Below are 7278 nucleotides of genomic sequence, written 5' to 3'. Positions count from 1 at the left end.
TAGATTATGTGCTAGTTGATGGTAATCAACCACCTGAAGTGAAATGGCAAGTGAAATCCATAGTAAATGGTGATAATTTGAGTACATCAATTGCAGCAGCTTCAATCGTTGCAAAAGTTACGAGAGATCGGCTTATGCAAGAATTGCACAATAAGCATCCTGAATATAATTGGTATAAAAATAAAGGATATGGAACAAAAGAGCAACTTAACGCTATTGGCCTTTATGGAATTACAGAACATCATAGAAAAAATTTTGCACGCATATCTCGGGCATTATAGCCTTTAATCACTCACCCTTTTTTGAAAGGTATGTTTTCATTAAATAGGCAAACTGTACTCGATCCATTCCTTAAAGTAAACACTGAACTCACCCTTTCGATTATCAGGTAGTCGTCAACTGTACGGAAGTTTACTAAAGACTCATACCCTGCAGAATCAACCATAAAAACTGCCGGGAAATCAGAGTTTATTTTATTGAATTGTAGATATGTAAATTTTCCATCATCAAAAACCTTGATTGGTATTATTGACTGACTGCCTTTAACGTGCGAGATGGAATAATTAAAATTTAAGCCTTTCTTTACAACTTCAATATCGTTTATATCAGGAATAATGGTATGACTAGCTTGTTCGAAGATATCACCGTTATTTGTTGTGTAAATCTCATCACTGCTAAATAGTGGATAAAGAAACCTTACTTCACATGCTAATTTTGGATCATCTAGTCCAGTTGCTTCTTCAGCATGAAGTTCAAAGTAATAAACTCTTTTATTGGTAATTATAGTTGCATTAGTATCGGCAATATCATCTATAGGCTTAATAAACAATCTATTACCTTGAGGAAGGAGTTGCCAACCAGTTGAATCACCCATTGAAAGGTTTTGTATTACCTCCCCTGGTTCAAACAATATACTGGACTGATAACCATAAAAACCCGTATACTTATGTATAGCTTGTGGGTTATAATTTATCACCTTTATGTGATTATCTCCAGCTATTGAACGTGGCTCCTGTTTTGCAAGTGCATCACTACCACAGAGGAACAATAGTACGGCAAACAGTAAACCAGTCATAATATCAAAATGAATTAATTTTCATTTTATCATTATCATTAATAGACATGCACTGCAACTGTTAAGGCACTTTCTATACTATAAACCCCAAAGCAAGCGGTAGAAAAGGCAAGAAATAAGGCAAACTCCTTAAATACTTTAGAACTACAGGAGGCTTTACCTGAACGGATATACTTGGAATCCTGCCATTTTCACTTTGTAAACATACCAAGAATTCTGTCCATTATTCCACCCATATTTGCTTCAGCTTGAGTATACTCTATTTTACCACCATGCAAGATTAGTTTAATATCTGATCCAGGTGATATATTAACAAATTTACTACCAACAACTCCACTGCTAGTGATCAGAGCTGAACTATCAATTGGCAATTTTATGTCTTTGCTTATACACATACCGATTCGTGCTACGTAGGTAGCTTTGTCAAGTGATACACCAGTTATGCTTCCAACATCTACACCAGAGATCTTGACACTATCACCAACTCCTATACCGTTAGCGTTAGCAAAAAGACCATATATTTTATAGCAATCCTTATAGTTTTTCTTTATGTAAGATAGCTTATCAATAGCAAAGAAAATCAGAAAAATAGTAAAAATTAATACAAATAATCCAGCGGTTATTTCAAGTATATTTGACCTTCGCATCTTTAGTTATCAGGACTCCAGCTTTTATAGTAATTTTTCACTTTTTGGTTTGGATAGTATGCATCTTTTGTACCCGTTAAATTAGGAGTATGTTTTACTTTTCTTTTTTTATTATTAACTGGTACTACATTATCAGTATAGTGAAGCCATATATGCCATTCCGGAGGCACTGTTGTAGGCTCAGAAACACTGCTATACATAACCCACCTTTTTCCTTTACTTGATTCATAGTAAGAATTTCCATTTTCATCTCTTCCTACAAATTTATCTTCTCTTCGTAATAGGCGTTTTATTGCATTACAAATTTTAGATAACATAAGGGTATTAAAACAAAAAGTATTATATATACTAATACTTTAACGATATATTAACAACAATTTAATGCAATTACCAATCTTACAAGTTATTATCCCAATAATTGCATCAATGTTTTGCTTTCTTGCCAAGAAACACAAGGTATCTTGGTTTATTTCTTTTATTGCAACAACAATCACTCTTATCATTTCATCAATACTACTCATTACAACATATAAAGGTGAAATTATAACTTATCACCTTGGAAATTGGGCTCCTCCGTATGGAATAGAGTTAAGAATCGACGTGTTAAATTCCTTAATTCTAACCCTAGTGAATTTTATAGCGCTGATTAGTGTGCTTTATAGCTTTTATATTAACGAAAATGAGATGAGCAAAAACAAAATCACTGGTTTTCACTCTCTATTTCTACTGTGCTTAAGCGGACTGTTCGGGATTTTAGTAACAAACGACTTATTTAACCTTTACGTTTTCTTGGAAATTTCATCTCTTTCTTCTTATGTATTAGTTTCAATGGGAAAAAAGCCTTGGTTGCAGCATTTGAATATCTAATTAGTGGCACTATAGGGGCAACGTTTTACTTGTTTGGCATCGGGCTCTTGTATTCAATGACTGGAACACTCAATATGTCTGACATGGCTGAAAGAATAGTTCCATTATACGATAACAACATCATAAAACTTGGTACATTGTTCATTTTTGTTGGTCTCTCAATTAAAATGGCACTGTTTCCATTAAGCAGGTGGCTGGTTAATGCATATAGTGAAGCGCCAAGTTTCATCAGCATATTCTTTTCAGGCACAGTAACTAAAGTGATGATATATGTTTTCATCAGAATCTTTTATACCATTTTCCAACAACATTTTTTCTTGTTTAAGCCGCTGTTGGACAATGTGATAATTATCCTCGCACTTTGCGCTGTTATATTTGGGTCAATATCTGCAATAACTGCAAGAGATATAAGAAGACTGCCTGCTAATTCTAGTGTCAGCCAAATTGGTTATATAATCTTAGCACTGAGTTTTAACTCAAAAACAGGTGTATTTGCAGCAATTCTTCACATAGTAAACCACAGCATAATAAAAACATCTTTACTCATGGCTGCAGGATGTATTTCTTACAAATTTGATACAACAAAAATAGAGAATTTATCGGGACTCAAGAAATCAATGCCTTATACAGCACTTGCATTCACTCTACTCAGTTTAGCATTAATCGGTGTGCATTTAACAAATGGCTTTGTAAGCAAGTGGTATATAATGAAAGCAATTATCGAATCTCATGCGTGGATTTCCCTTGTAACATTTGCTGCTGGCTCTTTCCTTGCATTGATATATATGTGGAAGATGGTAGAGAAAATGTATTTTGAAAATGATGCAACGTCACGCACTGGAATGACACCGGACAAAATTAATGATGTGCCATTTCCTATGCTTTTCTGTCTATTGTTTATGGCAGTTTTAACAGTAGTATCTGGAATATATAGCACTCCAATTCGGTTAGTAGTTGAGAAGTTGGTTTTTTGATTTTTATCTTTGTTTCATATTTTACTATACTTTAAGGTTATAAGGTCTTTATTGTGGATAGACTGAAGAAGATTCATTGGTTGTTAGTCATTAACGTGATAGCGCTGTTTTGCGTTGGCATTGTTGTTCAATACTCTTCTGCTGGAGGAAAGTGGGTGCCATTTGCGATTCACCAACTGGTCATATTCTCCTTCTTTTTCCTACTTGCTATAGCTATGTCATTCATAGAGCTAGATTTTTATTTGAAGCACGCCTACTTTTTTTATGTAGCAGAAGTGATTTCGCTATTAGTAGTGAATTTTTTTGGCTCACACATAATGGGTGCAACAAGGTGGATAAGAATTGGATCAATTAGTTTGCAACCATCAGAATTTGCAAAAGTAGGCTTAATACTTGCGCTTGCTCGCTATTTTGATAAGCAGAGTGTATATAAAATGATGGAATTTAAAAGATTGCTTAAGGCACTTATAATTATTTTCTTACCCGTGTTCTTGGTGTTAAAGCAACCTAATTTAGGCACAGCTGTGATAATGTTATTTATAGGGATATCAATTATATTCACAGCAATAATAAAAAGATCTCATTCGGTAATATGTGGAACGCTTGGCATTTTTGCAGTACCGGCTATTTGGCCTTTTTTACGTCCTTATCACAAGCAAAGGATATTGTCGTTTTTGGATTCATCAGTGGATCCACTTGGAATAGGTTATAATGCGCAGCAATCTCAGATAGCTATTGGTTCAGGAGGTTTGCTTGGTAAGGGCTTTGTTAACGGAAGTCAAACTCAACTTGGATTTTTGCCGGAGAAACGTACAGATTTTGCTTTTGCAGTGCTGAGTGAGGAATGGGGATTTTTAGGTAGCATGGCTTTAATTTTGCTTTATACCTCATTACTTGGCATAATTTTCTCTATCGCTTATAGGTCGAAAAATTATTTTTCTAAGTCGGTATCTATCGGCATTTTCGCCTTTTTTAGTGCTCATTTCTTTATAAACATCGGAATGACAATGGGCCTCTTACCTGTGATAGGCGACCCATTGCCATTTCTGTCCTATGGAGGAAGTACAACTGCTGCAAGCTTAATATGCATAGGATTATTGCTGGCAATAAAAGCAGATGAACAACAAAATGCTTGCATTTTACCTATGCTAAAGTAAAATTAAATTTTACTTAATAGTTTTTATGCTAGATGAAATGCGTGAGGAATGTGGGGTATTTGGCATAAGTTGCAACCAAGGTGCTGCTTTTAACTCTATACTTGCTCTCCACGCTTTGCAGCATAGAGGTCAAGAGTCTTTTGGCGTAGTAACCAGTAACAACGATAAGCTGCACTCTTATCACTTTCAAGGTCAAGTGAGCAGCGTATTCGATGATGTAGATGAAATAAAGAAATCCTTACCTGGAGATTGTGCAATAGGTCATGTTCGATACTCAACAAGTGGTAATAAATTTGGAGTGCAGCCCATGTTTAGCAAAAGTGGCAAATTTGGGGATTTCGCCATAGCACATAATGGTAATTTAATTAATATTTCTCCGATACGCGAACAATTGATTAAACAAGAGTGCGTTTTTCAGTCAGATATTGATACAGAAGTAGTAGTGCATCTGACAGCAAGCGGTGAAAAAGATAGCTTTTTAGAGAGTTTTATATATGCATTAAAGCAAATACAAGGTGCTTATTCTTTTGTTGCAATCAATCAAGAAGTAGTTATTGGAGTACGTGATTCATCTGGAATCAGGCCTCTTGTTCTAGGAAAGTTAAACGGTTCTTACGTTCTTGCATCTGAAACTTGTGCTCTTGATATAATAAATGCAGAGTTTGTTAGAGAAATAGAACCAGGCGAATTAGTTACCATCAGTTCGGGTAGTGAGCTAGCCTCAATGTTTCCTTTCCCACAGCAAAAATCAAGTTTTTGTATTTTTGAATACGTTTATTTTTCAAGACCAGACAGAATAATGGAGAATAGGTCTATATACGATACAAGAAAAGAAATAGGAAGAATACTTGCAGAAGAGAGCCCACCAAAAAACAATGTAGATATGGTTGTACCAATACCTGCTTCTGGAATACCTGCAGCTATTGGATATGCAAAGCATTAAGGATTACCTATGGAACTGGGAATAATTCGTAATCATTACATAGGAAGAACTTTTATACAACCAACCGCTGAAGTACGTAAAGTTAGAATAAAATTAAAATTCAATGCTAATAAGCACACTTTGAAAGGTAAAAACATAATTTTAATAGATGATAGTATAGTGTGTGGTAGTACGTTAACAACAAATATAATAGTTATGCTAAAGGATGCAGGAGTAAAAGAGATTCACCTCAAAATTTCAAGCCCACCAATTAAGCATTCTTGTTTTTATGGAATAGATACGCCAGAGTGCAAAGATTTAATTGCTGCAAATAAATCTGTAAAGGAAATTAAGGAAATTATAGGAGTAGATAGCCTAGCCTTCTTGAGTATTGATGGACTATATAAGGCTGTTAAAGGAGAGGTGCGCAACAATGCTATACCACAATATTGTGATGCTTGTTTCACTGGTAATTATCCGATTGGCAAATAGTCTACGCAAGGTGTTAAGTTTAGAAAATCTTAAACCGCCAAAATTTCTCTTGGCCTTTACTAATTCCGATTCTCCGAGTGCAAATATAATCTGGTTTGAGGTGGGATTCATAAACACAAAATTCGTGGCTTATAGTAAGGTCCTGTTTGTTATGTTCTTTTGTAATATTTAATCTTTTGCACAATATTCCTGGTCCACCTAAATTTGCTTCAAGTGGTTCAAGTGGTGCTGGGAACCCTTCTGCTTCTGTTACAATGTTTAAACAGTAGTACATTCCATATATAAAATATACGTACGAAAACCCCGGCACACCAAACATTACTGAGGTTCGATTAGTATAGCCTCTTGCCGCATGACAAGCTGGGTCATTCATTCCTATATAGGCTTCAACTTCGGTTATTATTCCACTAAAGTTAGAAAATTTGAGGACTTTTCCCAATAACTCTCCAGCTACAATTAAAGTTGACCGCTCATAGAAATTTCTTGGTAGTATTATGTTGCTCATTTTAAGAGTATAAGTTACTTGCAGATGCAAGCAACTTATACTGAATTTTCACTACTTTACCTATTTTGAAGCAGGAGGAGCTTGTGTGATGCGCCGCTCAAGTCTTCTACATTTGTTGAATGCTGCTCCAAAAATTTTACTTCTTCAGAGCTTTGTTGTAATTGTGTTTGTGGCAATTGTGATGCTAACACTTCATGTAAAGGCTTTGCTTCATATTGCCTTCCTACTTTTACTTCTTTATGTGCAGCTAATTGCTCCATAGTAACACCATTACCCTCAATAAGTTCTACGGAGCCATTATCATGAATATTAATTTTAATATTACATTCTTTTCCTTGAGCATTCCACTTTAAAGTCATTTGATATGACCCATTAGCCACTTCATAAATTCTTGCCCCATCCTTATCAATTTGGCAACGTACCCCCCTTGTTTTTTGGTCAGGTAGTAGCAACGTAACTGTCTTTACATCGTACTTTTTGCACATATTACCACTTAGAATATCATGCAATTTTACTTCTTTTATATAATCGTTCAGCGCAATTCTTATGACAGGCTTAACACTGTTATCTATATTTTTAGTTTCTCTTAATTTTATAAGCTTTGCATCAATATTTTTAGATATCTCTTCTTCAATTTGT

General features: G+C 34.9%; 5 protein-coding genes and 4 pseudogenes. 4 read left to right on the top strand and 5 right to left on the bottom strand.

All coding sequences use genetic code 11. The annotated features are described in order from the left end of the window. A pseudogene (rnhB, locus tag WGMM_RS02910) lies at window positions 1-281 on the top strand (ribonuclease HII); the annotation flags it as partial. A gap of 11 nt (window positions 282-292) precedes the next feature. On the opposite strand, the gene virB9 reads toward rnhB, so the two are convergent. The 3 genes from virB9 to WGMM_RS02895 form a co-directional block, all read right to left on the bottom strand. Then, window positions 293-1075, bottom strand: coding sequence for a P-type conjugative transfer protein VirB9 (gene virB9 / locus WGMM_RS02905; RefSeq protein WP_038249762.1), 783 nt, complete (start codon window positions 1073-1075; stop codon window positions 293-295). Between the two features lie 191 nt (window positions 1076-1266). Then, complete coding sequence (gene mlaD / locus WGMM_RS02900; protein WP_038249759.1) at window positions 1267-1722, bottom strand: outer membrane lipid asymmetry maintenance protein MlaD; 456 nt, start codon at window positions 1720-1722, stop codon at window positions 1267-1269. Between the two features lie 2 nt (window positions 1723-1724). Continuing rightward, a complete protein-coding gene (locus WGMM_RS02895; protein ID WP_007548590.1) occupies window positions 1725-2039 on the bottom strand; it encodes an NADH-ubiquinone oxidoreductase subunit NDUFA12 family protein in 315 nt (104 codons plus the stop codon). Window positions 2040-2103: 64 nt separating this feature from the next. Between WGMM_RS02895 and WGMM_RS02890 the strand changes: the two are divergent. From WGMM_RS02890 to purF, 3 genes and pseudogenes are all read left to right on the top strand, one after another. Beyond that, window positions 2104-3563, top strand: a pseudogene (locus WGMM_RS02890) (proton-conducting transporter transmembrane domain-containing protein). A gap of 53 nt (window positions 3564-3616) precedes the next feature. Then, the gene (rodA, locus tag WGMM_RS02885; protein ID WP_038249755.1) at window positions 3617-4720 is read left to right on the top strand and encodes a rod shape-determining protein RodA; all 1104 of its coding nucleotides are present in this window, start codon (window positions 3617-3619) and stop codon (window positions 4718-4720) included. A 25-nt stretch (window positions 4721-4745) separates the two neighbouring features. Continuing rightward, a pseudogene (gene purF / locus WGMM_RS02880) lies at window positions 4746-6134 on the top strand (amidophosphoribosyltransferase). A 19-nt stretch (window positions 6135-6153) separates the two neighbouring features. Here purF and WGMM_RS02875 read toward each other — a convergent pair. Continuing rightward, on the bottom strand, window positions 6154-6639 hold the full coding sequence (locus WGMM_RS02875; protein ID WP_038249765.1) for a DNA-3-methyladenine glycosylase: 486 nt from the start codon (window positions 6637-6639) through the stop codon (window positions 6154-6156). A gap of 56 nt (window positions 6640-6695) precedes the next feature. Continuing rightward, window positions 6696-7278, bottom strand: a pseudogene (locus WGMM_RS06695) (hypothetical protein); the annotation flags it as partial.

This window comes from Wolbachia endosymbiont of Glossina morsitans morsitans (assembly GCF_000689175.1).
Taxonomy (GTDB): domain Bacteria; phylum Pseudomonadota; class Alphaproteobacteria; order Rickettsiales; family Anaplasmataceae; genus Wolbachia; species Wolbachia pipientis.
The sequence above is the reverse complement of the archived record's forward strand: the minus strand, read 5'-3'. Positions and strand labels throughout refer to the sequence as shown.

Excerpts from the sequence above, each read along its gene's own strand:
- virB9 (WP_038249762.1), bottom strand. The coding sequence starts at position 1,075 with ATGACTGGTTTACTGTTTGCCGTACTATTGTTCCTCTGTGGTAGTGAT.
- mlaD (WP_038249759.1), bottom strand. The coding sequence starts at position 1,722 with ATGCGAAGGTCAAATATACTTGAAATAACCGCTGGATTATTTGTATTA.
- WGMM_RS02895 (WP_007548590.1), bottom strand. The coding sequence starts at position 2,039 with ATGTTATCTAAAATTTGTAATGCAATAAAACGCCTATTACGAAGAGAA.
- WGMM_RS02875 (WP_038249765.1), bottom strand. The coding sequence starts at position 6,639 with ATGAGCAACATAATACTACCAAGAAATTTCTATGAGCGGTCAACTTTA.